General features: G+C 53.1%; 22 protein-coding genes. 10 read left to right on the top strand and 12 right to left on the bottom strand.

Going from position 1 to position 26,385, the window contains the following annotated elements; all coding sequences use genetic code 11:
- Nucleotides 1-15 precede the first annotated feature (15 nt).
- The 8 genes from IP582_RS03945 to pdhR all read right to left on the bottom strand — a co-directional run bounded on the left by IP582_RS03945 (nt 16) and on the right by pdhR (nt 12,648).
- Nucleotides 16-189, bottom strand: a complete 174-nt coding sequence (locus tag IP582_RS03945) for a hypothetical protein (RefSeq protein WP_193796348.1) — start codon at nt 187-189, stop codon at nt 16-18.
- A gap of 160 nt (nt 190-349) precedes the next feature.
- Complete coding sequence (gene yacL / locus IP582_RS03940; protein ID WP_039078394.1) at nt 350-712, bottom strand: protein YacL; 363 nt, start codon at nt 710-712, stop codon at nt 350-352.
- A gap of 217 nt (nt 713-929) precedes the next feature.
- Entirely contained in the window at nt 930-3,527 is a 2,598-nt protein-coding gene (gene acnB, locus IP582_RS03935; RefSeq protein ID WP_107224042.1) for a bifunctional aconitate hydratase 2/2-methylisocitrate dehydratase, read from the bottom strand.
- 271 nt (nt 3,528-3,798) lie between these two features.
- A complete protein-coding gene (locus IP582_RS03930; RefSeq protein ID WP_228007937.1) occupies nt 3,799-5,235 on the bottom strand; it encodes a hypothetical protein in 1,437 nt (478 codons plus the stop codon).
- 154 nt (nt 5,236-5,389) lie between these two features.
- Nucleotides 5,390-6,814, bottom strand: a complete 1,425-nt coding sequence (gene lpdA / locus IP582_RS03925; protein ID WP_193796178.1) for a dihydrolipoyl dehydrogenase — start codon at nt 6,812-6,814, stop codon at nt 5,390-5,392.
- Nucleotides 6,815-7,009: 195 nt separating this feature from the next.
- Nucleotides 7,010-8,920, bottom strand: a complete 1,911-nt coding sequence (gene aceF / locus IP582_RS03920) for a pyruvate dehydrogenase complex dihydrolipoyllysine-residue acetyltransferase (protein WP_193795140.1) — start codon at nt 8,918-8,920, stop codon at nt 7,010-7,012.
- Nucleotides 8,921-8,934: 14 nt separating this feature from the next.
- Nucleotides 8,935-11,598 (bottom strand): pyruvate dehydrogenase (acetyl-transferring), homodimeric type, encoded by a 2,664-nt coding sequence (gene aceE / locus IP582_RS03915; protein WP_193795139.1) that lies wholly within the window; start codon nt 11,596-11,598, stop codon nt 8,935-8,937.
- A gap of 285 nt (nt 11,599-11,883) precedes the next feature.
- Nucleotides 11,884-12,648 carry a pyruvate dehydrogenase complex transcriptional repressor PdhR gene (gene pdhR / locus IP582_RS03910; protein ID WP_039078390.1) on the bottom strand — a complete coding sequence of 255 codons (765 nt, stop codon included), beginning with the start codon at nt 12,646-12,648 and terminating at the stop codon, nt 11,884-11,886.
- 534 nt (nt 12,649-13,182) lie between these two features.
- On the opposite strand from pdhR, the gene aroP reads away from it, so the two are divergent.
- From aroP to IP582_RS03895, 3 genes are all read left to right on the top strand, one after another.
- Nucleotides 13,183-14,556, top strand: a complete 1,374-nt coding sequence (aroP, locus tag IP582_RS03905; RefSeq protein WP_107224044.1) for an aromatic amino acid transporter AroP — start codon at nt 13,183-13,185, stop codon at nt 14,554-14,556.
- Between the two features lie 169 nt (nt 14,557-14,725).
- Nucleotides 14,726-16,132, top strand: a complete 1,407-nt coding sequence (locus IP582_RS03900; protein WP_193795138.1) for a glycoside-pentoside-hexuronide (GPH):cation symporter — start codon at nt 14,726-14,728, stop codon at nt 16,130-16,132.
- Nucleotides 16,129-17,079, top strand: a complete 951-nt coding sequence (locus IP582_RS03895; RefSeq protein WP_193796177.1) for a family 43 glycosylhydrolase — start codon at nt 16,129-16,131, stop codon at nt 17,077-17,079. The genes IP582_RS03900 and IP582_RS03895 overlap by 4 nt, the downstream gene beginning before the upstream one ends.
- A 141-nt stretch (nt 17,080-17,220) precedes the next feature.
- On the opposite strand, the gene ampE is transcribed toward IP582_RS03895, so the two are convergent.
- Both ampE and ampD read right to left on the bottom strand, forming a co-directional pair.
- Entirely contained in the window at nt 17,221-18,075 is an 855-nt protein-coding gene (gene ampE, locus IP582_RS03890) for a beta-lactamase regulator AmpE (protein WP_193795137.1), read from the bottom strand.
- Nucleotides 18,072-18,635 carry a 1,6-anhydro-N-acetylmuramyl-L-alanine amidase AmpD gene (gene ampD / locus IP582_RS03885; protein ID WP_193795136.1) on the bottom strand — a complete coding sequence of 188 codons (564 nt, stop codon included), beginning with the start codon at nt 18,633-18,635 and terminating at the stop codon, nt 18,072-18,074. Before ampD ends, ampE begins: the two co-directional genes overlap by 4 nt.
- 142 nt (nt 18,636-18,777) lie before the next feature.
- Here ampD and nadC point away from each other — a divergent pair, with 142 nt between their 5' ends.
- The 4 genes from nadC to hofC all read left to right on the top strand — a co-directional run bounded on the left by nadC (nt 18,778) and on the right by hofC (nt 22,931).
- The gene (gene nadC, locus IP582_RS03880; protein ID WP_039078384.1) at nt 18,778-19,671 is read left to right on the top strand and encodes a carboxylating nicotinate-nucleotide diphosphorylase; all 894 of its coding nucleotides are present in this window, start codon (nt 18,778-18,780) and stop codon (nt 19,669-19,671) included.
- Nucleotides 19,672-19,906: 235 nt separating this feature from the next.
- Nucleotides 19,907-20,344: a prepilin peptidase-dependent pilin gene (gene ppdD / locus IP582_RS03875; RefSeq protein WP_193795135.1), complete on the top strand. Its 438-nt coding sequence runs from the start codon at nt 19,907-19,909 to the stop codon at nt 20,342-20,344.
- 9 nt (nt 20,345-20,353) lie between these two features.
- Entirely contained in the window at nt 20,354-21,739 is a 1,386-nt protein-coding gene (gene gspE, locus IP582_RS03870) for a type II secretion system protein GspE (protein ID WP_193795134.1), read from the top strand.
- A complete protein-coding gene (gene hofC / locus IP582_RS03865; protein WP_193795133.1) occupies nt 21,729-22,931 on the top strand; it encodes a protein transport protein HofC in 1,203 nt (400 codons plus the stop codon). Before gspE ends, hofC begins: the two co-directional genes overlap by 11 nt.
- Before the next feature lie 32 nt (nt 22,932-22,963).
- Here the strand turns inward: hofC and IP582_RS03860 are convergent, their stop codons facing one another.
- Nucleotides 22,964-24,007, bottom strand: coding sequence for a GMP reductase (locus IP582_RS03860; RefSeq protein ID WP_193795132.1), 1,044 nt, complete (start codon nt 24,005-24,007; stop codon nt 22,964-22,966).
- A 329-nt stretch (nt 24,008-24,336) separates the two neighbouring features.
- On the opposite strand from IP582_RS03860, the gene coaE reads away from it, so the two are divergent.
- Genes coaE through yacG form a run of 3 tightly spaced genes read left to right on the top strand, consistent with a single transcriptional unit; the run spans nt 24,337 to nt 25,904 of the window.
- Nucleotides 24,337-24,957 (top strand): dephospho-CoA kinase, encoded by a 621-nt coding sequence (gene coaE, locus IP582_RS03855; RefSeq protein WP_193795131.1) that lies wholly within the window; start codon nt 24,337-24,339, stop codon nt 24,955-24,957.
- Entirely contained in the window at nt 24,957-25,700 is a 744-nt protein-coding gene (zapD, locus tag IP582_RS03850) for a cell division protein ZapD (RefSeq protein WP_039078378.1), read from the top strand. Before coaE ends, zapD begins: the two co-directional genes overlap by 1 nt.
- A gap of 9 nt (nt 25,701-25,709) precedes the next feature.
- The gene (gene yacG / locus IP582_RS03845; RefSeq protein WP_039078377.1) at nt 25,710-25,904 is read left to right on the top strand and encodes a DNA gyrase inhibitor YacG; all 195 of its coding nucleotides are present in this window, start codon (nt 25,710-25,712) and stop codon (nt 25,902-25,904) included.
- 39 nt (nt 25,905-25,943) lie between these two features.
- On the opposite strand, the gene mutT is transcribed toward yacG, so the two are convergent.
- Nucleotides 25,944-26,333 (bottom strand): 8-oxo-dGTP diphosphatase MutT, encoded by a 390-nt coding sequence (gene mutT / locus IP582_RS03840; RefSeq protein WP_193795130.1) that lies wholly within the window; start codon nt 26,331-26,333, stop codon nt 25,944-25,946.
- Between the last annotated feature and the right edge of the window lie 52 nt (nt 26,334-26,385).

Here is a 26,385-nt window from a genome sequence, read left to right as displayed (position 1 = left end):
CGGGTCGCGCGATGTTCAGCGTGTTGTTTGGTCATGGAACCACTCCACGTCCACGTTGGCGACATCAACACCGTACAGGCTGGCAACGGCGAGCAGCGATTCCATCATTCGTCTGCTGTTATGTTCCGCATCATGGCGTTGCGCGCGCGCTGAACCGCGCAAAAAATAACGGGAAATAAACGCTTTCATCTCAGTCTCCGTAAGGTGTCCGGAAGACCATTCCAGCGTAAAAATTCGACAAAGGGAAATATGAAAAACAGCTGAGGTTTTTCACTACGCGCATTTGTAAGGACAGAGCGCCGGTTCCCGGCAATGCGGAAGACCGGCCCCGGTGAAACAAGGGGGAAAATTAACGCTGTTTAAGAAATTCGCGATATGCCGCTACCACATTGAGAAAGTCTTCCACGCCGCACATCGACAGACTCTCTTCATCGTAATAGCTCATCCCTTCTTCCATCTCATCACCTGAGAATTCCAGTTGGTTGGCGCGTACCATGACCTCTTCGCCATCCATCCACAGCGTATATTCATGCCCGGCGCGCTGCCAGGAACGCTCGCTGCCTTTCACGGTATGCGCCGCCTGTTCCACTTCATCAAGCAGGGCCAGGTTATCTTTCACTTCTTCATTAAACCAGTGCCCGACAGCTTCATGGCCCATCGACATGCGTACCTTTACCCCACCGGTAATATCACGCAAAAATTCGTAATCCATAATTTCTTCCTCATGCAGGCTTATCGTCAGCCCATAAGGTAATTATCGCAGCACAACGGAAGAAAAAAAGCGTAACGGCGGGAAGGAAGCAATAAAAAAGCGGAGAAGATCTCCGCTTTGGAATATGGTGCGGTCTGATTCCCTCACCCCCAGCCCTCTCCCACAGGGAAAGTATGGTCTGGACAGTCCCCCTCGCCCCTCGGGGAGAGGGGAACCCTTACACCGCTGTCTGGAAAATGACGCCGTCAGCTTTGTCCGTATACTGGTTCAACTGGTCGAAGTTCAGATAACGGTAGGTATCCACCGCCGTCTTATCAACCTGAGCAATATAGGTCTGGTACTCTTCCGGCGTCGGCAGTTTGCCGAGCAGAGAAGCCACCGCCGCCAGTTCAGCAGACGCCAGATAAACATTTGCACCGGTACCTAAACGGTTCGGGAAGTTACGGGTCGAGGTGGAGACCACCGTCGCACCGTCCGCTACGCGCGCCTGGTTGCCCATACACAGGGAGCAACCCGGGATCTCAATACGCGCACCGCTCTTACCAAACACGCTGTAGTAGCCCTCTTCGGTCAACTGCGCGGCATCCATACGGGTCGGCGGCGCAACCCACAGGCGGGTCGGCAACTGGCCTTTATGGGCATCCAGCAGTTTACCGGCAGCACGGAAGTGACCGATGTTGGTCATGCAGGAACCGATGAAGACTTCATCGATCTGCGCGCCCTGAACATCAGAAAGCAGACGTGCGTCATCCGGATCGTTCGGCGCACAGAGAATCGGCTCTTTGATTTCTGCCAGATCGATGTCGATCACGGCCGCGTACTCTGCATCCGCATCCGCTTCGAGCAGTTGCGGATCCGCCAGCCATTTTTCCATACCCTGAATGCGACGCTCCAGCGTACGACGATCGCCGTAGCCTTCTGCGATCATCCACTTGAGCAGAACGATGTTGGAGTTCAGGTACTCGATGATCGGGTCTTTGTTCAGCTTGATGGTACAGCCCGCAGCGGAACGTTCAGCAGAGGCATCGGTCAGCTCAAAAGCCTGCTCAACTTTCAGATCCGGCAGACCTTCAATCTCCAGGATGCGGCCAGAGAAGATGTTTTTCTTGCCTTTCTTCTCAACGGTCAGCAGGCCCTGTTTGATGGCGTACAGCGGAATCGCATGCACGAGGTCACGCAGGGTGATGCCCGGCTGCATTTTGCCTTTAAAGCGCACCAGAACAGATTCCGGCATGTCGAGCGGCATCACGCCGGTCGCCGCGGCAAACGCCACCAGACCGGAACCCGCCGGGAAGGAGATGCCAATCGGGAAGCGGGTGTGGGAGTCACCACCGGTACCAACGGTATCCGGCAGCAACATGCGGTTCAGCCAGGAGTGAATAACGCCGTCGCCAGGACGCAGCGATACACCGCCACGGTTCATAATGAAGTCCGGCAGCGTATGGTGCGTGGTCACGTCAACCGGCTTCGGATAGGCCGCCGTGTGGCAGAAGGACTGCATAACCAGGTCGGCAGAGAAGCCGAGGCACGCCAGGTCTTTCAGTTCATCACGGGTCATCGGACCGGTGGTATCCTGAGAACCTACAGAGGTCATCTTCGGCTCGCAGTAAGCACCCGGACGGATACCCGCAACGCCACAGGCGCGACCGACCATTTTCTGTGCCAGTGAATAACCACGGCTGCTTTCCGCCACGTCTTTCGCCTGACGGAAGACATCGCTGTGCGGCAGCCCCAGCGCTTCACGCGCTTTGGTCGTCAAACCACGACCGATAATCAGCGGAATACGGCCACCGGCGCGCACTTCATCGATCAGCACGTCGGTTTTCAGTTCGAAAGTGGCCAGCAGTTCGTTGGTGTCGTGGTTGCGTACTTCACCTTTGAACGGGTAAACGTCGATCACGTCGCCCATATTCAGGTTATTCACGTCCACTTCAATCGGCAGTGCGCCCGCATCTTCCATCGTGTTGAAGAAGATCGGCGCAATTTTACCGCCCAGCACCAGGCCACCACCGCGTTTGTTCGGTACGTGAGGAATGTCATCCCCCATAAACCACAGCACGGAGTTGGTGGCGGACTTACGGGAAGAACCGGTACCCACAACGTCACCGACGTAGGCCAGCGGGAAACCTTTCTGTTGCAAGGCCTCGATCTGTTTGATCGGACCAACAGCGCCTGGCTGATCCGGCTCGATACCTTCACGGGCGTTTTTCAGCATCGCCAGTGCATGCAGCGGGATATCCGGGCGCGACCAGGCATCCGGAGCCGGAGACAGGTCATCGGTGTTGGTTTCACCGGTCACTTTAAAGACGGTAACGGTAATTTTTTCCGCCAGCGCCGGACGGCTCAGGAACCACTCAGCATCGGCCCAGGATTTCAGTACCTGCTGCGCGTATGCATTGCCCGCCTTCGCTTTTTCTTCTACGTCGTAGAAATTATCGAACATCAGCAGGGTGTGGGAGAGCGCTTTCGCAGCACCGGGCGCCAGTTTGTCGTTATCCAGCGCGTCAATCAGTGGATGAATGTTGTAACCACCCTGCATGGTACCCAGCAATTCGATGGCTTTTTCCGGGGTAACCAGCGGAGAAGTGGCTTCACCTTTGGTAATCGCAGCAAGGAAACCCGCTTTTACATAGGCAGCTTCATCAACGCCCGGCGGGACACGGTTGGTCAGGAGGTCTAACAGGAAATCTTCTTCGCCAGCAGGCGGGTTTTTCAGCAGCTCAACAAGTGCTGCCATCTGGGTTGCATCTAGCGGTTTTGGCGCAATTCCCTCAGCGGCACGTTCGGCTACGTGCTTACGGTATTCTACTAGCACGACGGTTCTCCTCGCTCTCATTGTCATAATGCGGCAGGCGATTCTCTTCACGCTCCTGTGAGACAGCAGTTTGTAGGGTAAATCCGCAATACCGCAACGGGCAGGATAGCAGGATTTTCAGGGGGTGTTAATCTGTTTACAAAAAAGCAACATTAAAAATTGGCTGAATCGTTAAGGGCAGGATAAAGCAGAGGAAATCGTCTTTTAAAGACAGAGAAAAAACGGTAGAAACCACGCAATACGGCCCCGCAGGACCGTATCAGAAGAAACGTTACTTGTCTTTTGACATAGAGAGTAAGTTGTTGCGCTCATACTTTTCTGGGGTGATGGTTTTGTCCACCAGCTCGCCCAAAACATACTTACGCACCGTTTCGACATTATTCACCTGCGTATGGTTACCAATACTGGTGAGGAGGCCTTTCGCATTGTAATTGAAGGTGGTGGCGTTGGTTTCTTCATTATCCACAGTATGGTACAGATAATTCTGTGAATTTTTGCTCGAGTTAAGCGAAAGCGGCGTAGCCGGATCCAGCGCCTGATACCAGGACGCGGTCAGATGCGTATGCAGCGTCTGCTTAACGCTTAGCGAACCATCATGCGACGTACTCTCTTGTGTCGATTGCGATGCCTGGTACGCGAAGCTCTCTTTCTCATCCATACGATACGGGTTGATGGCTTTCTCCGTTTCTGTCAGCGACAGGGAGAAATCACTCAGACCACGGACCTGTACCTTGCCGTCACCGCCCATCTGGATAGCGCTCGGTGAGCTCGCCTTGCTGCTCTCTTTTGGCTGCGTCTTATTCAGCGCATGGAACGCAGTCTTAAGCATCGCCATTTGATCGCTATCGCCATGACCATCACGACGCGCTTTATCAAACTTGCTATCCCAGGCGTTTAATGCAGCCTGTTGTTCAGCCGCAGTGCCCACCAGAGACGGATTAGACGTATCGCTGGTCATTTTCAGCGAGAAATTATTATCCTGATAGCCAATCCAGCGTTCTTTATCGTCAGCATGGAAGTTCAGGGATTGCTGCGACAGATCGCCACGGCTGAGGTCAGTTTTCAGATCGACGGATTTGATGAGTGAACTGTCAAACTGCGTCAGGCCGGAAACGTCCATTCTCGGAGGCTTCTCGCTCAGACCGTTAAGCGCAGACTGGAAGGCATTTCCCAATTTTGCGATTTCTGCCGCTTCGTCATCGCTGGCTTTGCCGCCTTCGGTCGTGAGCTCTACCGCAATACCATCACTCTGACGCGTCAGATTCAGATGTACAACAGAACCCGATTGCGTCGTGATATTCAGCGACACGGCAGATTTGGTTGGGAAGCTCGTGTTGGTGTCCAGCCCGAGGCTGGTCAGCGCCTGACTCACATCGCCCTGATTATCGGCGTAGTTACTGAGGAGTAATCCCCCCAGCCCGCTTAGCGAGGATACGCCTTCACTGCTCAACCCAAGTTGCATCAGGCCCGAAAGCGCACTATCCGCTTGCGTTGATGCTTTCGCAGCATCGCTGATTTTGGTTGGCGACATGGAGTACACGGCGGCAATTTCTGCCGTCTGACTGCCAAAAATCACCTTCGCAGAGGCAGATGCCGCAGCGGGCAGCGCCGTGCCGTTGGATTTTACTGTCGGTGAGGAGTTCCCGACAGAGGAAGCCAGATGCGACAGCGTGGTCAGAAACGTCTTGTTGTTGATGCCAGTGATCATGACGATGAAACTCCCTCTCCCATCGATAAGGTGTGGATTATATACATCGGCAGATCGCGCGCATTATTTATACCAAAATGGAGAAATTATGAATTTATTCCCGAAGGACAGGCAAAAAAAACGCCTCCGAAGAGGCGCTTAGTATGAAGCGAAATTATTTTTTCTTCGCTTTCGGGTTCGGCAGGTCGGTGATACTACCTTCGAACACTTCGGCTGCCAGACCAACAGACTCGTGCAACGTCGGGTGCGCGTGGATAGTCAGCGCGATGTCTTCAGCGTCACAACCCATTTCGATAGCCAGACCGATTTCACCCAGCAGCTCGCCGCCGTTGGTACCGACAATCGCACCACCGATTACGCGGTGAGTCTCTTTGTCGAAAATCAGTTTGGTCATACCGTCTGCGCAGTCAGAAGCAATAGCACGACCAGAAGCAGCCCACGGGAAGGTGGCGGTTTCGTAGCTGATGCCTTTCTCTTTCGCTTCTTTCTCAGTCAGACCAACCCATGCAACCTCTGGCTCGGTGTACGCGATAGACGGGATAACTTTCGGATCGAAGTAGTGTTTTTTGCCAGCGATAACTTCGGCAGCGACGTGACCTTCGTGAACACCTTTGTGCGCCAGCATCGGCTGACCGACGATATCGCCGATAGCATAGATGTGCGGTACGTTGGTGCGCAGCTGCTTGTCAACGCGGATAAAGCCACGCTCGTCAACTTCAACACCCGCCTGGCCTGCGTCCAGCAGTTTGCCGTTCGGTACACGACCGATAGCGACCAGCACTGCATCATAACGTTGTGGTTCTGCAGGGGCTTTTTTGCCTTCCATGGAAACGTAAATACCGTCTTCTTTCGCTTCAACGGCAGTCACTTTGGTTTCCAGCATCAGGTTGAATTTCTGGCTGATGCGTTTGGTGAAGACTTTCACGATGTCTTTATCGGCAGCCGGGATAACCTGGTCGAACATTTCAACCACGTCAATCTGTGAACCCAGCGCATGGTAAACGGTACCCATTTCCAGGCCGATGATACCGCCGCCCATAACCAGCAGACGCTTAGGAACGGTTTTCAGCTCCAGTGCATCGGTGGAGTCCCATACGCGCGGATCTTCATGCGGAATAAACGGCAGTTCGATCGGACGGGAACCCGCTGCGATGATGGCGTTGTCGAAATTGATCACGGTTTTGCCGTTTTCGCCTTCCACTTCCAGGGTGTTCGCACCGGTGAATTTACCCAGGCCGTTGACCACTTTAACTTTACGGCCTTTCGCCATGCCTGCCAGGCCGCCGGTCAGTTGAGTGATAACTTTCTCTTTCCAGGTACGGATTTTATCGATATCAGTCTGCGGCTCACCAAATACGATACCGTGAGTCGCCAGCGCTTTAGCTTCTTCAATAACTTTCGCTACGTGCAGCAGCGCTTTCGAAGGGATACAACCGACGTTCAGACAAACACCGCCGAGGGTGTTGTAACGTTCTACGATAACGGTTTCCAGACCTAAATCAGCGCAACGGAAGGCAGCAGAGTAACCTGCCGGGCCTGCCCCAAGTACCACGACCTGAGTTTTGATTTCAGTACTCATCATGACCTCTTATTGATTTCCGGCAGTCAGGTACTTGTCGCCCTTTATCCACCGGGACGTTCTATCCGCCCGCAGTTTACAAAAATGTTAACAATTTTGAAACAACAAACGGCTCACGAATTCTCGTTTCGCTAATAACCTCACAGACATTATGAGGTTAAAAGGAAAAAGCCGGCCGTCAGGCCGGCTTTTCGATTACATCACCAGACGACGGATGTCTGACAGCATATTGTTGATGATGGTAATGAAGCGAGCACCATCAGCACCGTCAATCACGCGGTGGTCGAAGGACAGAGAGATCGGCATCATCAGACGCGGAACGAACTCTTTACCGTTCCAGACCGGCTCCATCGCAGACTTGGAGACACCCAGAATAGCCACTTCCGGCGCGTTAACAATCGGGGCGAAGTGGGTTGTGCCCAGGCCACCGATGCTGGAGATGGTGAAGCAACCGCCCTGCATTTCGCCAGCAGTCAGCTTGCCATCACGCGCTTTTTTGGAGATCACGGTCAGCTCACGAGACAACTCAGTGATGCTCTTCTTGTTCACGTCTTTAAAGACCGGAACAACCAGACCGTTCGGAGTATCAACTGCAACACCGATGTTGATGTATTTTTTCAGGGTCAGACGCTGACCGTCTTCGGACAGAGAACTGTTGAAGCGCGGCATCTGTTCCAGCGCAGCAGCAACGGCTTTCATGATGAAGACCACCGGAGTGAATTTCACGTCCAGTTTACGCTTCTCAGCTTCGGCGTTCTGCTGTTTACGGAACGCTTCCAGATCGGTGATATCGGTTTTGTCGAAGTGCGTAACGTGCGGGATCATCACCCAGTTACGGCTCAGGTTAGCACCAGAGATTTTCTGGATACGACCCAGTTCCACTTCTTCGATTTCACCAAACTTGCTGAAATCAACTTTCGGCCACGGCAGCATGCCAGGCAGACCGCCACCGGTCGCAGCAGCAGGAGCAGCTTCTGCGCGCTTGATAGCCTCTTTCACGTAAGTCTGAACGTCTTCGCGCAGGATACGACCTTTACGGCCAGTCCCCTTCACTTTCGCCAGGTTCACACCGAATTCGCGCGCCAGGCGGCGGATCAGCGGAGTCGCGTGAATATAAGCGTCGTTTTCAGCAAACTCAGATTTGCCTTCTGCTTTCGCCGCAGGAGCAGCAGCAGGTTTAGCAGCCTGAGCGGCCGGAGCCGGGGCAGCGGCGGCTGGTGCAGCAGCCGGAGCCGGAGCCGCCGCAGGCGCAGCGCCTTCCACTTCGAAGACCATGATCAGGGAGCCGGTAGACACTTTGTCGCCAGTGCTGATTTTGATCTCTTTAACGGTACCTGCGAACGGCGCCGGCACTTCCATGGAAGCCTTGTCGCCTTCAACGGTGATCAGTGACTGCTCAGCGGCAACTTTATCACCCACTTTCACCATCACTTCGGTGACTTCAACTTCGTCACCGCCGATGTCCGGTACGTTAACGTCTTTCACGCCGCCGGCAGCAGCAGGGGCCGCGGCCTGAGCCGGAGCCGCCGCCTGTGCAGGCGCGGCGGCAGGTGCAGCACCCGCCACTTCGAAGACCATGATAAGCGACCCGGTAGACACTTTGTCGCCGGTGTTGATCTTGATCTCTTTAACGGTACCCGCGAACGGCGCTGGCACTTCCATAGAGGCTTTGTCGCCTTCTACGGTGATCAGAGACTGTTCAGCCGCAACGGTATCGCCGACTTTCACCAGGATCTCAGTGACTTCAACTTCGTCACCGCCGATGTCTGGCACGTTCACTTCTTTCGCTGCTGCGGCAGCTGCGGGTGCAGCGGCGGCAGGTGCAGCTTCTTTCTTCTCTTCTGCCTTGGCAGGTGCAGCGGCTGCTGCACCGTCGGCGGAATCGAAAATCATAATCAGTTTGCCGGTCTCGGTTTTGTCGCCAACAGAAACTTTAATTTCTTTAACGACGCCAGCCTGCGGAGACGGGACTTCCATAGAAGCTTTATCGCCTTCTACGGTGATCAGCGACTGTTCTGCTTCAACTTTGTCGCCCACTTTGACCAGAATCTCGGTGATTTCAACTTCATCAGCCCCGATGTCCGGTACGTTGATTTCGATAGCCATTATCTCTTTACCTCTTACGCCAGACGCGGGTTAACTTTTTCTGCATCGATGTTGAATTTGGTAATTGCTTCCGCAACCACTTTCTTATCGATTTCGCCACGTTTAGCCAGTTCGCCCAGTGCTGCTACAACCACATAAGAAGCATCAACTTCGAAGTGGTGACGCAGGTTTTCACGGCTGTCAGAGCGGCCGAAGCCGTCGGTACCCAGTACACGGTAATCATCAGCCGGTACATAAGTACGAACCTGCTCTGCGAACAGTTTCATATAGTCAGTAGATGCCACAGCCGGCGCATCGTTCATCACCTGAGCGATGTACGGAACGCGCGGGGTTTCCAGCGGGTGCAGCATGTTCCAGCGCTCACAATCCTGGCCATCACGAGCCAGTTCAGTGAAGGAAGTGACGCTATAAACGTCAGAACCAACGCCGTAGTCTTTCGCCAGGATCTGTGCCGCTTCACGCACGTGACGCAGGATAGAACCGGAGCCCAGCAGCTGAACTTTACCTTTGCTGCCTTCCAGGGTTTCGAGTTTGTAGATACCTTTACGGATACCTTCCTCGGCACCTGCTGGCATTGCCGGCATATGGTAGTTTTCGTTCAGCGTGGTGATGTAGTAGTACACGTTCTCTTGCGCTTCACCGTACATACGGGTCAGACCATCATGCATGATGACCGCCACTTCGTACGCGTAAGCCGGGTCGTAAGAGATACAGTTCGGGATAGTCAGAGACTGAATGTGGCTGTGACCATCTTCATGCTGCAGACCTTCGCCGTTCAGGGTCGTACGACCGGAAGTACCACCTACCAGGAAGCCGCGCGCCTGTTGGTCGCCAGCCTGCCAGCACAGGTCACCGATACGCTGGAACCCGAACATGGAGTAATAGATGTAGAACGGGATCATCGGCAGGTTGTTGGTGCTGTAAGAGGTCGCAGCAGCCAGCCAGGATGCGCCAGCGCCCAGCTCGTTAATACCTTCCTGCAGAATCTGGCCTTTCTCGTCTTCTTTGTAGTAGGCAACCTGCTCACGGTCCTGCGGGGTGTACTGCTGACCGTTCGGGCTGTAAATACCAATCTGACGGAACAGACCTTCCATACCAAAGGTACGTGCTTCGTCAGCGATGATTGGAACCAGACGATCTTTGATCGACTTGTTCTTGAGCATCACGTTCAGGGCACGAACGAAGGCGATAGTGGTAGAAATCTCTTTATTCTGCTCTTCCAGCAGTTGGGAGAAATCTGAAAGCAGAGGCAGTTCCAGCTTCTCGGTGAATTTAGGCTGACGAGCAGGCAGGTAGCCTTTCAGCGCCTGACGACGTTCGTGCAGGTACTTATACTCTTCAGAACCTTCCGGGAAGGTCAGGTAAGAGAGGTTTTCAACCTGCTCATCGGTTACTGGAACGTTGAAACGGTCGCGGATATAACGCACGCCGTCCATGTTCATTTTCTTAACCTGGTGCGCGATGTTTTTACCTTCTGCGGTATCACCCATGCCGTAACCTTTGATGGTATGGGCCAGGATTACAGTCGCTTTACCTTTGGTTTCACGCGCTTTTTTCAGTGCAGCGTAGACTTTCTTCGGATCGTGACCACCACGGTTCAGGGCCCAGATCTGCTCGTCAGTCCAGTCTGCAACCAGTGCTGCGGTTTCAGGGTATTTGCCGAAGAAGTGCTCGCGAACGTAGGCGCCGTCTTTGGATTTGAAGGTCTGGTAGTCACCGTCAACGGTTTCGTTCATCAACTGGATCAGTTTACCGCTGGTGTCTTTACGCAGCAGCTCATCCCAACGACCGCCCCACATCACTTTGATCACGTTCCAGCCAGCACCTGCGAAGATGCCTTCCAGTTCGTTGATGATCTTGCCGTTACCGGTTACCGGGCCATCAAGACGCTGCAGGTTACAGTTGATGATGAAGCACAGGTTGTCCAGCTTCTCACGGGTAGCGATGGTGATCGCGCCTTTAGATTCCGGCTCGTCCATTTCACCGTCGCCCAGGAAGGCGTAAACAGTCTGCTCAGAGGTATCTTTCAGGCCACGATGTTCCAGATATTTCAGGAATTTTGCCTGATAGATCGCACCGATAGGGCCCAGACCCATGGATACGGTCGGGAACTGCCAGAATTCCGGCATCAGTTTCGGGTGCGGATAAGAAGACAGGCCTTTGCCATGAACTTCCTGACGGAAGTTGTTCATCTGCTCTTCAGTCAGACGGCCTTCCAGGAAGGCACGTGCATAGATGCCCGGAGAGATGTGGCCCTGGAAGTACACCAGATCGCCGCCGTCTTTCTCGTTGGCTGCACGGAAGAAATGGTTAAAGCACACTTCGTAGACAGTTGCGGAAGACTGGAAGGACGCCATGTGGCCGCCCAGTTCGAGGTCTTTCTTGGAAGCGCGCAGAACCGTCATGATAGCGTTCCAGCGAATTGCCGAGCGAATACGACGTTCCAGCTCCAGATTACCCGGGTATTCCGGTTCGTCTTCAACGGCAATAGTGTTGACATAGTTGCTAGCTCCGGTACCAGCGGCAACTTTCACGCCGCCTTTGCGGGCTTCGGAAAGCAGCTGGTCAATCAGATACTGAGCACGCTCAACACCTTCTTCACGGATTACCGATTCGATCGCCTGTAGCCAGTCGCGAGTTTCAATCGGATCCACGTCATTTTGGAAACGTTCTGACATGGGGGGTATTCCTTATCTATCTAATACGTTGAGTTATCTGGAACCTGTCCCATTGCCCTCTTTGTTCTTCATACCTCAGGTTGTCTCGTTGTTGGCTGCGCGTCCTCGCACCAGCCACATAATTCACTATGCTGCTGGCGCCTCGCGCATTTGCCGCCGCGATACAACCCGAATTATTTTGAACAACTAAAAGAGCAATAAGACAGGTTCTGCGTTTAGTTGCCGCGCTCTAAATTTTTGGCGCTCTGGTTACAACTCTTCCGGCACAAACTCCACCAGAAAATGCTAATTCTTTCTCTGTTCCAGCCGACGGAGCGAGCGTTCACGACGGCTCTGCTCACGGCTGCGGTCCAGCAGGATCTCTTCGATAAAGGCCAGGTGGCGATGAGAGGCTTCACGCGCTTCTTCAGGTTCGCCCGCCATAATGGCTGCAAAGATACTGCTGCGATGCTTGCTCACCAGCGGCAGCATCTCGCGGCGCGCGTAGAGCAATTCGAAATTCTCACGAACATTCTGTGCCAACATAGGTTCCATGCAACGAAGCAGATGTAAAAGCACAACATTATGTGCCGCTTCGGTTACAGCGATTTGATATTGCACGACAGCGTTCGATTCCGCGTCGAGGTCGCCGGACTGCTGCGCCAGTTCAATCGCCTGATGCAGTTCGCCAATGCGTACCTTGTCTTCGTCCGTGCTGCGTAATGCGGCGTAATAAGCGGCAATGCCTTCCAGTGCGTGACGCGTCTCGAGCAAATCAAATTGGGATTCGGGATGGTCGGAGAGCAACTCAACGAGCGGATCGCTGAAGCTCTGCCAGAGGCTGCTTTGAACAAACGTACCGCCACCCTGGCGACGCAGCAGAAGCCCTTTCGCTTCGAGGCGCTGGATGGCCTCACGCAGTGAAGGACGTGAAACATCGAACTGTTTGGCCAGTTCGCGTTCTGGAGGCAATTTTTCACCGGGGCGCAAGGTCCCCTCAAGAATCAAAAACTCCAGTTGCTGCTCAATCACATCGGATAGTTTTGGCTGGCGGATTTTGCTGTAGGCCATTGTTCCCTGTCTCTACCATTCGCCCGGAGTAAATTGGTCTTACCAATTTCATATTCGTGACGCTAAAGTAACAAAGTATTCACCTTATGTCCATACAGGTTTTGATTGAAATCAGTAAACACTGCACATTTTAACAACGTTACAGAAATAACGTTTCAAACATGTAACCTTGCACAAATGACTCGTTTACTCCCAAAGAGGCAATTTTAACTTTATTGAAACGCGCTCATTTAAATTTGAACCGATTCAGTGTGAATAGATTTGCATACCAAAACCAAATAAATGCATAAATAGTCGATTGAGCAAAAAACAGACTGAACCGAGGCGATTTACAAATGGTTTCTTTTTATGCAAGTCGTCATATCCCCTTCACAAAGCAGGTGCAAACGCCAGCGCTTACCACTATTCTGAGCTTCACGAAAGGGATGAGTGCAAATTCACGTCAGCATTTCGTAAATAAAAAAATACAATAAATGGAATTTCTCCCTTACACGCAGACAACAGCGTAGACATAATAACCACACACGAGGTTTCATGATGGAAGGTCAACAGCACGGCGATCAGCTTAAGCGCGGCCTTAAGAACCGCCATATTCAGCTTATCGCGCTGGGCGGCGCTATCGGGACTGGCCTGTTTCTGGGCAGCGCGTCAGTCATTAATTCTGCAGGGCCAGGGATTATCCTGGGTTATGCCATTGCGGGTTTCATTGCTTTTCTGATTATGCGCCAGTTGGGCGAGATGGTCGTTGAGGAGCCGGTTGCAGGCTCATTCAGCCACTTCGCGTACAAATACTGGGGTAATTTCGCGGGTTTTGCCTCCGGCTGGAACTACTGGGTGCTGTATGTGCTGGTTGCGATGGCGGAACTCACCGCCGTTGGTAAATATATCCAGTTCTGGTGGCCAGAAATCCCAACCTGGGTCTCCGCAGCGGCCTTCTTTGTTATTATCAACGCCATTAACCTCACCAACGTTAAAGTGTTTGGTGAAATGGAGTTCTGGTTCGCCATTATTAAAGTGGTCGCTGTAGTGGCCATGATCCTGTTCGGCGGCTGGTTACTGTTCAGCGGCAGCGCAGGTCCACAGGCGACAGTACGCAACCTGTGGGAGCAAGGCGGTTTCTTACCACACGGTATCTCAGGCCTGGTAATGATGATGGCTATCATCATGTTCTCCTTTGGTGGCCTTGAGCTGGTAGGGATTACGGCTGCAGAAGCGGACAATCCGGAGCAGAGCATTCCAAAAGCGACCAACCAGGTTATCTACCGCATCCTGATCTTCTATGTGGGTTCACTGGCTGTCCTGCTGTCTCTGCTGCCGTGGACGCGCGTCACCGCGGATACCAGCCCGTTTGTACTGATTTTCCATGAGTTGGGTGACACCTTCGTGGCGAATGCATTGAACATCGTCGTGCTGACTGCCGCGCTGTCGGTTTACAACAGTTGCGTATACTGTAACAGCCGTATGCTGTTCGGCCTCGCACAGCAGGGGAACGCGCCAAAAGCGCTGCTCTCCGTCGACAAACGTGGTGTTCCGGTTAATACCATTCTGGTTTCCGCTGTGGTCACTGCGCTGTGCGTACTGATCAACTATATGGCGCCTGAATCGGCATTTGGCCTGCTGATGGCACTGGTGGTTTCTGCCCTGGTCATCAACTGGGCGATGATTAGCCTGGCTCATATGAAGTTCCGTAAAGCCAAACAGCAGCAGGGCGTGACGCCGCGTTTCCCGGCGCTGTTGTACCCGTTAGGTAACTGGATTTGCCTGCTGTTTATGGCAGCCGTACTGGTCATTATGCTGATGACTGACGGCATGGCTATCTCCGTCTACCTGATCCCGGTATGGCTGGTCATCCTTGGCGTCGGCTATATGTTTAAAGAGAAAAGTGCAAAAGCGGTGAAAGCGCACTGATTTTGCCTGCTCCCCTCTCCCGCCCGGGAGAGGGTTGTTATTCAATTGTTACCAACCTCACACTTTCCCCTATGTAGCTGTTTTGTCCATGTTCCCGCCAACATCCTGTAACGCAAATTATGTTTAGCGGGCGAATAATTATTCCCACAACTCACTGGGAGTATCGTCGATGGACAACAGTAAACTCTCTGTTAAAGAGAAAATCGGCTACGGGATGGGCGATGCCGGATGCAACATCATCTTTGGCGCCATCATGCTGTTTGTTAATTACTTTTACACGGATATTTTCGGTCTGGCACCTGCACTGGTAGGCGTCTTATTGCTTTCAATTCGCGTGATAGATGCCATCACCGACCCGATCATGGGGGCGATAGCCGACCGCACCCAAAGCAAGTACGGACGTTTTCGTCCATGGCTTTTGTGGATAGCCTTGCCCTATGCCGTGTTCAGCGTGCTGATGTTTACCACACCGGACTGGACCTACCATAGCAAAGTTATCTATGCCTTTATTACCTACTTCCTGCTTTCACTCACCTACACCGCGATCAATATCCCCTACTGCTCGTTAGGCGGCGTGATTACCAACGATCCAAAAGAGCGTGTGGCCTGCCAGTCTTATCGTTTTGTGATGGTAGGGATTGCCACCCTGCTGCTGTCGCTGACGTTACTCCCTATGGCCGAATGGTTTGGTGGCGAAGACAAAGCCAAAGGCTATCAAATGGCGATGACGGTTCTGGCGTTTATCGGCATGTGTATGTTCTTGTTCTGCTTCGCTACAGTTCGCGAGCGTGTGCGCCCGGCGGTCCCAACCCATGACGATATGAAAAAGGACATGAAGGATGTCTGGAAAAACGACCAGTGGGTGCGGATTTTGCTGCTCACGCTGTGTAACGTCTGCCCGGGCTTTATCCGCATGGCCGCCACCATGTACTACGTGACCTGGGTCATGGGGCAAAGCACTCACTTCGCCACTCTCTTTATCAGCCTGGGCGTTGTCGGCATGATGATCGGCAGTATGCTGGCAAAAGTCCTGACCGACCGCTGGTGCAAGCTGAAAGTCTTCTTCTGGACTAACATCGCGCTGGCGATTTTCTCCTGCGCCTTCTACTTCTTCGATCCGAAAGCCACGGTCATGATTGTGGTGCTCTACTTCCTGTTGAATATTCTCCATCAGATCCCTTCCCCGCTGCACTGGTCGCTGATGGCGGATGTGGACGATTATGGCGAGTGGAAAACAGGCAAACGTATCACCGGGATCAGCTTCTCTGGCAACCTGTTTTTCCTGAAAGTGGGGCTGGCGGTTGCTGGTGCGATGGTGGGCTTCTTACTCTCCTGGTACGGTTATGATGCAGGTGCCAAAGCGCAGAGTGCCAGCGCTATCAATGGCATCCTGCTGCTGTTTACCGTTATTCCGGGCGTGGGCTATCTGATTACCGCAGGAGTCGTACGCCTGCTGAAAGTGGATCGGGAACTGATGAAAACCATTCAGGCCGATCTGGAAAAACGCCGCGTCAATTATCATGAACTGAGCGAGAACCAGGGCGTTCCCGTTGGTGAACAGGTAAGGAAAGCATAATGAACTGGCCGAATCCCTTTATTGAGCAGCGTGCCGACCCGTATATTTTGCGTCATGATGGCAACTATTATTTTGTGGCCTCAGTCCCGGAATATGACCGGCTGGAAATCCGCCGCGCCAGTACTTTGGAGGGGCTGCGCGAAGCGCAAGGCGTGACCGTCTGGCGTAAACCGGCTACCGGCCCAATGAGCGAACTCATCTGGGCGCCTGAGCTCCATTATATCGACGGTAAATGGTATCTCTACTTTGCCGCCACCTGGACGAAGGCGCTGGATGTGCTGAACATGTTCCAGCACCGTATGTTTGTGCTGGAGTGCGCCGATGCCGATCCCCTTAGCGGGGTCTGGCTCGAAAAAGGCCAGGTGAAAACCCCGTTCGACACCTTTGCATTGGATGCCACGACCTTTGTTCATCAGGGTAAACGCTGGTACCTGTGGGCACAGAAATCACCGGAGATTTCCGGTAATTCAAACCTCTATATTGCGGAGATGGAAAACCCCTGGACGTTAAAAGGTGAACCTCTCTTACTGAGCAAGCCGGAATACGACTGGGAATGCAGAGGTTTTCTGGTAAACGAAGGCCCGGCGGTGCTGTTTCACGGCGACAGGCTGTTTATCAGTTACTCTGCCAGCGCCACGGACGAGAATTACTGCATGGGACTGTTGTGGATTGATGTAAACGCTGACCCGCTAGTAGCGGCCAACTGGCATAAATCGCCGCAACCGGTATTCCGTACCAGTTACGAGAACCGGCAATATGGCCCCGGTCATAACAGCTTTACCCAAACCGCAGACGGTAAAGATGTGCTGGTTTATCATGCGCGAAACTATACGGAGATTGAAGGCGACCCGCTTTACGATCCAAACCGCCACACCCGCCTGAAGCTGATTCGCTGGCAAGAAAACGGAATGCCAGACTTCGGCATCCCGCCTGCGGATACGCAATAAATTTATACTCTGAATCATTCTGGTTGCAGGAAGGCGGCAAGTCAGTAAGTCCCCAGGAGCATAGATAACTATGTGACTGGGGTGCGCTGACGAAGTCAGCGCACATACAGCCTGAAGTATGACGAGTATAACGGCACGTGGTTACATCAGCGTGCCGTAAATCGTCAACAGCGCCACCACCACCACCATTACGAACGAGGTTTTTTTGGCCATTGAGACGGCGGCTTTTGGTGTCTCGACTTTATCCATATGCGGCTCGCGGGCCAGCGAGAACTGCGCAAGACGCGTTAATACATGATATTGCGAAGAATGTCGGTCGGTCAGCGAGGCAAACCATGCTGGCAGCGCCTTTTCACCATGGCCGATCAACGCATAAACCACGCCCGCCAGACGCACCGGGATCCAATCCAGCACGTGTAAAATCGCGTCGATTCCGGACTGCTGGCGTTCATTCGGCGTCTGATAGCGAGCCAGCCAGGATTGCCATGCACGCAAAAAGCCGTAGCCAACCAGCGTCACAGGCCCCCATATTCCGCCAACGATAAACCAGAACAGCGGTGCCAGATAATAACGAAAGTTGATCCACAAAAGCGCATTTTGCAGTTCGCACAGGTACTCCCGTTCATTGCAGCCCGGCGGTATACCATGAATCAACGTGAGCTCATTCGCCATGGCATTATGGGCGTGGCTGTCATTGCGCGCGGCCGCTTTTAGGTAAGCATGGTAATGCAGACGCACTTTTCCAGCACCGATACACAAAAGCCCCAGCAGGATCCATACCATGAGCAGTGGCACATTGAAAAAGAGCCCCTCCAGCGCCTGCAAAATGAGGAAGGTCACCAGCATGGCGACCACCGCCATCAGGAGCGTTCTCAGCATAGAGTAGCGTTTGACCCGGCGGAACAACACTTCCAGGCGATGATCCAGTTGCCAGTGTTCTCCGAGTTTAAAAAGCCGCTCGGCAATAAGAACCAGCAGCATGGTAAACAGTGTCATGACACCTCCTTATCTGATTCTCCCGCCACCAGCCCGCGAAATCGTGGCCAGTCAAACGCCGGACCGGGATCGGTTTTGCGCTCAGGGGCGATATCGCTGTGCCCGGTCATGTTGCTGGCAATCGAGGGATAAAGCGAAATCAAAGCGTGGGTAACGTTCGCCAGTTGCTGATATTGGGCGTCGGTATAGGGCTGATTGTCTGTGCCTTCCAGCTCAATGCCGATGGAAAAATCATTGCAGCGTTCCCGCCCCTGATAACGCGACACTCCCGCATGCCAGGCTCGCTTATCAAAAGGCACATATTGAACGACTTCACCGTCACGACGAATCAGGCAATGAGCGGAGACGCGCAGATGAACGATCTCAGCAAAAAAAGGATGAGCGTCAGGATCCAACGTACCGGTAAACAGCGCATCGATCCACGGTCCGCCAAATTCACCGGGAGGCAGGCTGATATTGTGGACCACGAGCAACGAAGGGGTTTCACCGTCCGGGCGGCAATCAAAATGCGGAGAAGGTACGCGACGCGCATCCGCCAGCCAGCCCTCATTTAACTGCATGCAGGATCTCCTTAATTATGGTGCTCAAACACGCTCTAGAGTAGCATGTTCAGACGCTGTCCGGTCATTGTATGTTGACGAAACGTGCAATGACAGGACACAGTCTAACTTTCTGATTCGTTACCCTTTTTGGAGTTTTATCATGCCGCCTCGCCGTTACAACCCCGATCTTCGACGTGACGCGCTTTTGCAACGCATTGAACTGGACATCCCCGCTGCCGTCGCGCAGGCTCTGCGCGAAGATTTGGGTGGAGAAGTGGATGCGAACAACGATATTACCGCGCAATTATTGCCGCCGGATAACCGCTCTCATGCGGTGATCATTACCCGAGAAAAAGGCGTGTTCTGCGGTAAGCGTTGGGTCGAAGAGGTCTTTATTCAGCTAGCTGGCGACGATGTTCGTGTCACATGGCATGTCGCCGATGGCGATGCGGTGACGCCAAACCAACCGTTGTTTGAACTGGAAGGCCCCTCACGCGTTCTGCTCACTGGTGAACGCACGGCGCTTAACTTCGTGCAAACACTGTCGGGTGTTGCCAGTGAAGTAAGCCGCTATGTCGCCTTGCTGGACGGAACCAAAACACAGTTGCTGGATACGCGTAAAACCCTGCCGGGCCTTCGTACGGCGCTGAAATATGCAGTTCTGTGCGGTGGCGGCGCGAATCATCGTCTGGGGCTCTCCGACGCGTTCCTGATCAAAGAAAACCACATTATCGCTGCTGGCTCCGTTCGCCAGGCCGTCGAGAAAGCCTTCTGGCTGCATCCTGACGTTCCGGTTGAAGTGGAAGTGGAAACGCTGGAAGAGCTGGATGATGCCCTGAAAGCCGGTGCCGATATCATCATGCTGGACAACTTCGATACTCCGATGATGCGCGAAGCGGTAAAACGCACCAATGGCCAGGCGCGTCTTGAAGTTTCCGGCAACGTCACGTTCGAGACTATCCGTGAATTTGCCGAAACAGGCGTCGATTTTATCTCTGTCGGTGCATTAACCAAGCATGTCCACGCGCTGGACCTGTCGATGCGTTTTCGCTGATCCCCCATAGCCCGATGGCGTCTCTCTGTCGGGCTTATCCTTCTCTTTTTCCCCTGCAAGGTAAAGCCCTTACGCCACGTAATGACTCGTTTTTCGTAAAGCCTCGCAAACCTGTTGTTCAATGCTGCAATCTGCTCAATAACGGCTGAAGCTCCGTTCCTGTTTCGTTTTTCGACCCTCGCAGGCCATCCCTTATGTTTGCCAAAGTAGCGCCACCTAACTCAAGGAGCGAACAATGGACAAGCAACGAGGCTTCACCCTTATCGAATTGATGGTGGTCATTGGCATTATTGCTATTTTGAGCGCGATCGGTATTCCGGCGTATCAGAACTATCTGCGCAAAGCCGCACTCACCGACATGCTACAAACCTTTATCCCCTATCGTACGGCCGTTGAGCTATGCGCATTGGACCGTGGCGGCGTCACAGGTTGCGAGGGTGGCACTAACGGTATCCCTGCCCCCACCACCACCCGCTATGTTTCAGCCATGACCATCAGCAAAGGAGTGATTACCCTCACCGGCCAGGAGAGCCTGACGGGGCTGAGCGTAATCATGACACCGCAGTGGAATGCGGGCAACGGTATGTCGGGCTGGGCACGTAGCTGCACGGTGGCCGATAACGGCGCACTGAAACAGGCCTGTGAAGATGTTTTCCGTGGAAACAGTAATTAAGGACAGCCCATGCGCCAGGATAAACTCACCACGCTGTGCAAACGCCACCATGCCTGCCTGCTTAATTGTGATGAAAAGATACTGACCATTGCCGTCGTGGGCGATCCCTCATCGGAGTTACTGGAAGCATTACGTTTCGCGACACAAAAACGCATTGATATCGAATGCTGGACGCAGGAGCAGATGGACAGTCATCATCAACAGTCTGTAGAAGCGCAATCTCTCGTCCCCGTAGAGGATTCAGGTTCAGCAGTCGAATTACTTGACCAGACGCTGCAACAGGCGCTTAGCCAGAGGGCATCCGATATCCATTTTGAACCCGCGGAACATACCTATCGCATCCGGCTGCGCGTTGATGGCGTACTGCATGCGCTGCCTCTGATTCCCGGCGCGCTCGCCAACACGCTGACCGCGCGACTGAAAGTATTAGGTAATCTGGATATTGCCGAACGCAGGCTGCCGCAAGACGGTCAGTTCAGCACCACGCTTAACGGACAGAATGTCTCGTTTCGCATTGCCACCCTGCCGTGCCGACACGGTGAAAAAGTGGTACTGAGGTTGTTACATCAGGTAAGTCAGGCACTCGACCTTCATCAGCTAGGAATGACTCACTTCCAACTGGCGCAATTCCAGCAGGCGTTGAACAAACCACAGGGATTGCTACTGGTCACCGGCCCCACGGGCAGTGGAAAAACCGTCACCCTTTACAGTGCGTTGCAGGCTCGCAATAAGCCTGAGATCAATCTCTGCAGCGTGGAAGATCCGATTGAGATCCCGCTTACTGGCCTAAATCAGACACAGATTAACCCGCGTGCCGGGTTGACCTTCCAGAGCGTGTTACGAGCACTTTTGCGCCAGGATCCGGATGTCATTATGGTCGGTGAGATCCGCGATGGTGAAACGGCTGAAATCGCCATCAAGGCCGCGCAAACCGGGCATCTGGTCCTCTCAACACTTCACACCAACTCAACAGCCGAAACACTGGTACGCATCCAGCAAATGGGGGTTGCCCGCTGGATGATCTCCTCCGCGCTCTCGTTGGTTGTCGCACAGCGGCTGGTGCGAAAGTTGTGCCCCCACTGCCACAGCCGGGAGCACGAGAATATTAACCTGCCGACATCACTCTGGCCGCGCCCATTACCGCGCTGGGTATCAAAGGGCTGTGAGCGTTGTTATCACGGATTTTATGGGCGAGTCGCGCTTTTTGAGGTTCTGGAAGTAGACGGGGAACTGCGTCAGGCTATTGCCAGTGGGCTCCCTGCCAGCGACATTGAAAAGCAATCACGTTCGGCGGGCATGATGACGCTGTTCCAGAATGGCTGTATGGCGGTAGAAAACGGGATCACTACTTTTGAAGAGCTGGTTCGCGTACTGGGTATGCCCGATGGCGACTAAACAACTCTGGCAGTGGGCCGGGCTGGACGATAACGGTGAGCGGCACGAAGGCGCTTACTGGGCAGAACAGCGCAGCGATGCACTGTTCGCTTTGCAACAGCAATGTCTTCACCCCCTCTCTCTACGCCGTCGCCCTGTACGCCAGGCACAGTGGCGCGGTGAACACAGTAGCGACGTCATCCACCAGCTTGCCACATTGCTGCAGGCAGGTCTGACGCTACCGGATGGCCTGCAGTTGCTGGCCAAACAGCAGCCTTCTGTTCAGTGGCGGGCGCTATTACAGACACTGGCCGAAAACCTGGCACAGGGCGAGACATTCTCTGGTGCGCTGTCGCGCTGGCCGGAGGTCTTTCCGCCTCTTTACCAGGCAATGATACGAACGGGTGAGCTTACGGGGAAGCTCGATGAGTGCTGCTTTAAACTCGCTGCGCAGCAAAAAACACAGCTTGTCCTGGCGCGGAAAGTGAAAAAAGCGCTGCGTTATCCGCTTATTGTGCTGACATTGGCCTTCATCGTAGTGCTGGCGATGATCTATTTCGTACTCCCGGAATTTGCCACCATTTACCAGACATTTAACACACCGTTGCCTGCCCTCACGCGTGGGGTGCTTGCGTGTGCGGATATCCTGCAGCAAGCCAGCCTTCCGTTAGCCATTGCTAGCCTGCTGCTGGCAATTCTGCTGGGGCGTTTACAGAAACAGTCAGGCTGGCTGCGTTATCAGCAGCGTATTCTGCTGGCGTGTCCGCTGATAGGGCAACTTGTTCTTGGACAGAAACTCAGTCATATCTTTACCGTGCTATCACTGACGCAGCGTGCTGGCATCGCCTTCTTACAAGGTATGGAAAGCGTCAAAGAAACGCTCACATGCCCATGGTGGCGAGATATTGTTGATGCCATACATCAGGACATTACACAGGGTCAGTCGATTTCAGCGGCATTCAGCGCCAGAGGGGTTTTTACGCCGCTTTGCATTCAACTGGTCAGTACGGGGGAAGCCTCAGGCGCACTGGACGCAATGTTATTTAATCTGGCGAGGCATCATAGTGAACAGACGCAACATCAGGCCGACGGGCTGGCCTCCATGCTGGAGCCATTACTGCTTATTGTGACAGGAATTATTGTCGGCACACTGATCGTGGCCATGTATCTGCCGATTTTTCATCTGGGAGATGCGATGAGTGGAATGGGATGAGACAGGCGCAGCAAACTGCGCCTGTAAGCCGATTAAAGGCTATTGAAAACGCGGTTTTCTTGCTCCTGAACGCGGATAAAGGTGGTGCGTTTGGTCAGCTCTTTCAGGCGAGATGCGCCCACATAAGTACAGGCGGAACGCAAGCCACCAAGGATATCGCGCGCGGTATTCTCGACCGGGCCGCGCAGCTTCAACTTAACGGTTTTACCTTCTGCCGCACGGTACTGAGCAACCCCACCAACGTGACGGGTCATCGCCGACTCAGAACTCATGCCATAGAACAGCATGAATTTTTCACCGTTTTCGTCAACCACGGTACCGCCGCTTTCTTCGTGTCCTGCTAACATTCCACCGAGCATGACAAAATCAGCGCCGCCGCCAAAGGCTTTCGCCACATCGCCAGGCACGGTACAGCCGCCATCGCTAACGATTTGACCGCCCAAGCCATGTGCTGCATCGGCACACTCAATCACAGCGGAAAGCTGAGGATAACCGACACCGGTTTTCACACGTGTAGTGCAAACAGACCCCGGACCGATACCGACTTTGACAATATCCGCACCGGAGAGAATCAGCTCTTCACACATTTCGCCTGTTACTACGTTACCTGCGCAGATCGTTTTGCTCGGCCAGGCTTCACGCGCTTTCGACACAAATTGTACGAAGTGCTCGGAATAACCATTCGCGACATCAATGCAGACGAAATTCAACTGGGAGTGCAGCGACAGAATTTGTTTGGTTTTTTCAAAGTCAGCATCTGAGGTACCTGTTGATACCATTACATGACGCAATACATCGTCAGATTCGCGCTGAACAAATGCTTTCCAGTCTTCGACAGAATAATGTTTATGTACTGCGGTCAGAATATCGAACGAAGCCAGCGCTTTCGCCATAGCAAAGGTGCCAACGGTATCCATATTGGCTGCAATTACCGGTACGCCAGACCAGTTCTGTCCTGAATGCTTAAAGGTAAACTCGCGTTCCAGCTCAACATCGGAACGGCTTTTGAGGGTAGAGCGTTTAGGGCGGATAAGAACGTCTTTAAAGCCTAATTTCAGATCTTCTTCAATACGCATGTGCGGATTCCTGGGGTTAATGGCGAACAACGCAGACTTGCAAACACACAACTCCAGTGACGCTATCATACGCACTAATCAGGACTCCGCAAGACTGCGAAATTCTCTTTTTTTACGCTACAATCCTATAAATTTACCTGGTGAAAGGGCAAGATTAGCCGCATTTGCGAAAGTTCATCTTGCTCAAATTATAACCTACTGATTCACATGATAAATGCATTATTATTTTTCCGCGTTTCGCTTACTGACGACCTTCGTAAAGCAAACTGGCAAAGTTGAAAATGTGTGGGTTATGATTTTTTTTACCGACTATTTTGAGATCAGGCGCTATGGGGTATACGGTCGCGTTAACCGGAGGTATTGGTAGCGGCAAAAGCACGGTCGCTGATGCCTTCGCCCGTTTGGGTGTTGATATTGTCGATGCAGATATTATTGCCCGCCAGGTTGTTGAACCGGGCTCTGTTGCATTACAAGCCATCGCCGAACATTTTGGTTCAGACATCCTCACCCCCGAGGGTTTACTGAACCGTCGCTTATTACGCGAACGCATATTTGCTTCTCCAGCCGAGAAAAACTGGCTCAATGGTTTGCTGCACCCATTAATACATCAGCAAACCCAGCGACAAATTGCCGGGGCTACCTCACCCTATGTATTGTGGGTTGTTCCTTTGTTGGTTGAAAACCACTTACAGAGCAAAGCTGACCGGGTATTGGTTATCGACGTCTCCCCAGAGACGCAAATTTTGCGAACGATGCAGCGTGACGGCGTAAGCCGTGAAAATGCTGAGCATATTCTGGCGGCGCAAGCGACACGTGAAGCACGCCTTGCCGTTGCGGATGATATTATTGACAATAATGGCGCACCAGATGCAATTGCATCGGATGTTGCCCGCCTGCATGCGGCTTATCTGAGCTATGCATCGCAGGCAGTTTCACAGGAAAACCCTTAATGCAGACCCACGTCCTATTTGAACACCCGCTCAATGAAAAGATGCGCACCTGGCTGCGTATCGAATTCCTGCTCCAGCAACTCACCGCCCGCCTTCCTCTTGCCGATCATGCAGATGCGCTGCATTTCTTCCGCAATGCCGGTGAGCTACTGGATATTTTCGAGCGTGGTGATACGCGTACAGAATTGCTTAAAGAGCTGGAACGCCAGCAACGTAAATTGAAAGCCTGGGCCGAAGTGCCTGGTGTTGATCAGGGACGTATCGATGCCATTCGCCAGCAGTTAAAAGAGACCAGCACCATGCTGATGGCAGCTCCCCGGATTGGGCAGTTGCTGCGTGAAGACCGTCTCATCGGCCTGGTCCGCCAGCGTCTGAGTATACCGGGCGGCTGTTGCAGCTTTGATTTGCCCACCCTGCATGTCTGGCTGCATTTGCCGCAGGTTCAGCGTGACGAGCAGGTGAATATCTGGCTGTCCAGCCTGACGCCACTCAATCATACGTTGTCACTGATTCTGGATTTGATCCGCAACTCAGCTCCGTTCCGTAAGCAAACCAGTCTGAACGGCTTTTACCAGGATAATGGTGAAGATGCCGATCTGCTTCGCCTGCACCTGGATTTAGACAGCCAGTTATTCCCCCAGATTTCGGGGCATAAAAGTCGTTTCGCCATTCGTTTCCTGCCGCTCGATAGTGAAAATGGCATCATCCCGGAACGCCTGGATTTCGAACTGGCTTGTTGTTAAGGAGAAATGATGTCAGACGCAACGCGTGTTAATTGCCCGACCTGCGGCAAAAGCGTGGTATGGAGCGAAACCAGCCCGTTTCGCCCGTTCTGTTCAAAACGCTGCCAGTTAATAGACTTGGGTGAATGGGCTGCGGAAGAAAAGCGCATCCCAAGTGCAGGGGATCTTTCCGACAGTGACGACTGGAGTGAAGAACAGCAGTAAATGGCAAGGTGGCGGGAAGCCCCGCCACACTCTGCGCCATCAGGCGTTTGCCAGTTTTGAAATGACAGGTTCATTAGCGGGTGGGAACTCATCCGCCAGCAGTTGAGTCTGATGGACCCAACGCCCAGGCTGTCCTTCTTTTCCCCACGGTTCCCCTTCCCACTGCTCAACAAGATAAAACCAGAGCGTAATGTGGCGGTCCGGGAAGCGATATTCCAGTTTATCGAACAGGCTGGCCGCACCAGCTTTGATACCCACTTCTTCGTGCAGCTCACGGATAACCGCTTGTTCAGGCGTTTCACCTTCTTCGATCTTGCCACCAGGAAATTCCCATTTATTCGCCATATGCGCATCGGCTGCGCGCTGGGTAATAAAGATCTCTCCCTTTGAATTGCGAATAATTCCGACGGCGATTTGCAGTATTTTCATTGTCGTTACTCCATAAAAAAGGCGCAGATATCTGCGCCTTTCTTTATTTATT

This window comes from Citrobacter sp. BDA59-3, assembly GCF_015167655.1.
GTDB lineage: Bacteria > Pseudomonadota > Gammaproteobacteria > Enterobacterales > Enterobacteriaceae > Phytobacter > Phytobacter diazotrophicus.
The sequence above is the reverse complement of the archived record's forward strand: the minus strand, read 5'-3'. Positions and strand labels throughout refer to the sequence as shown.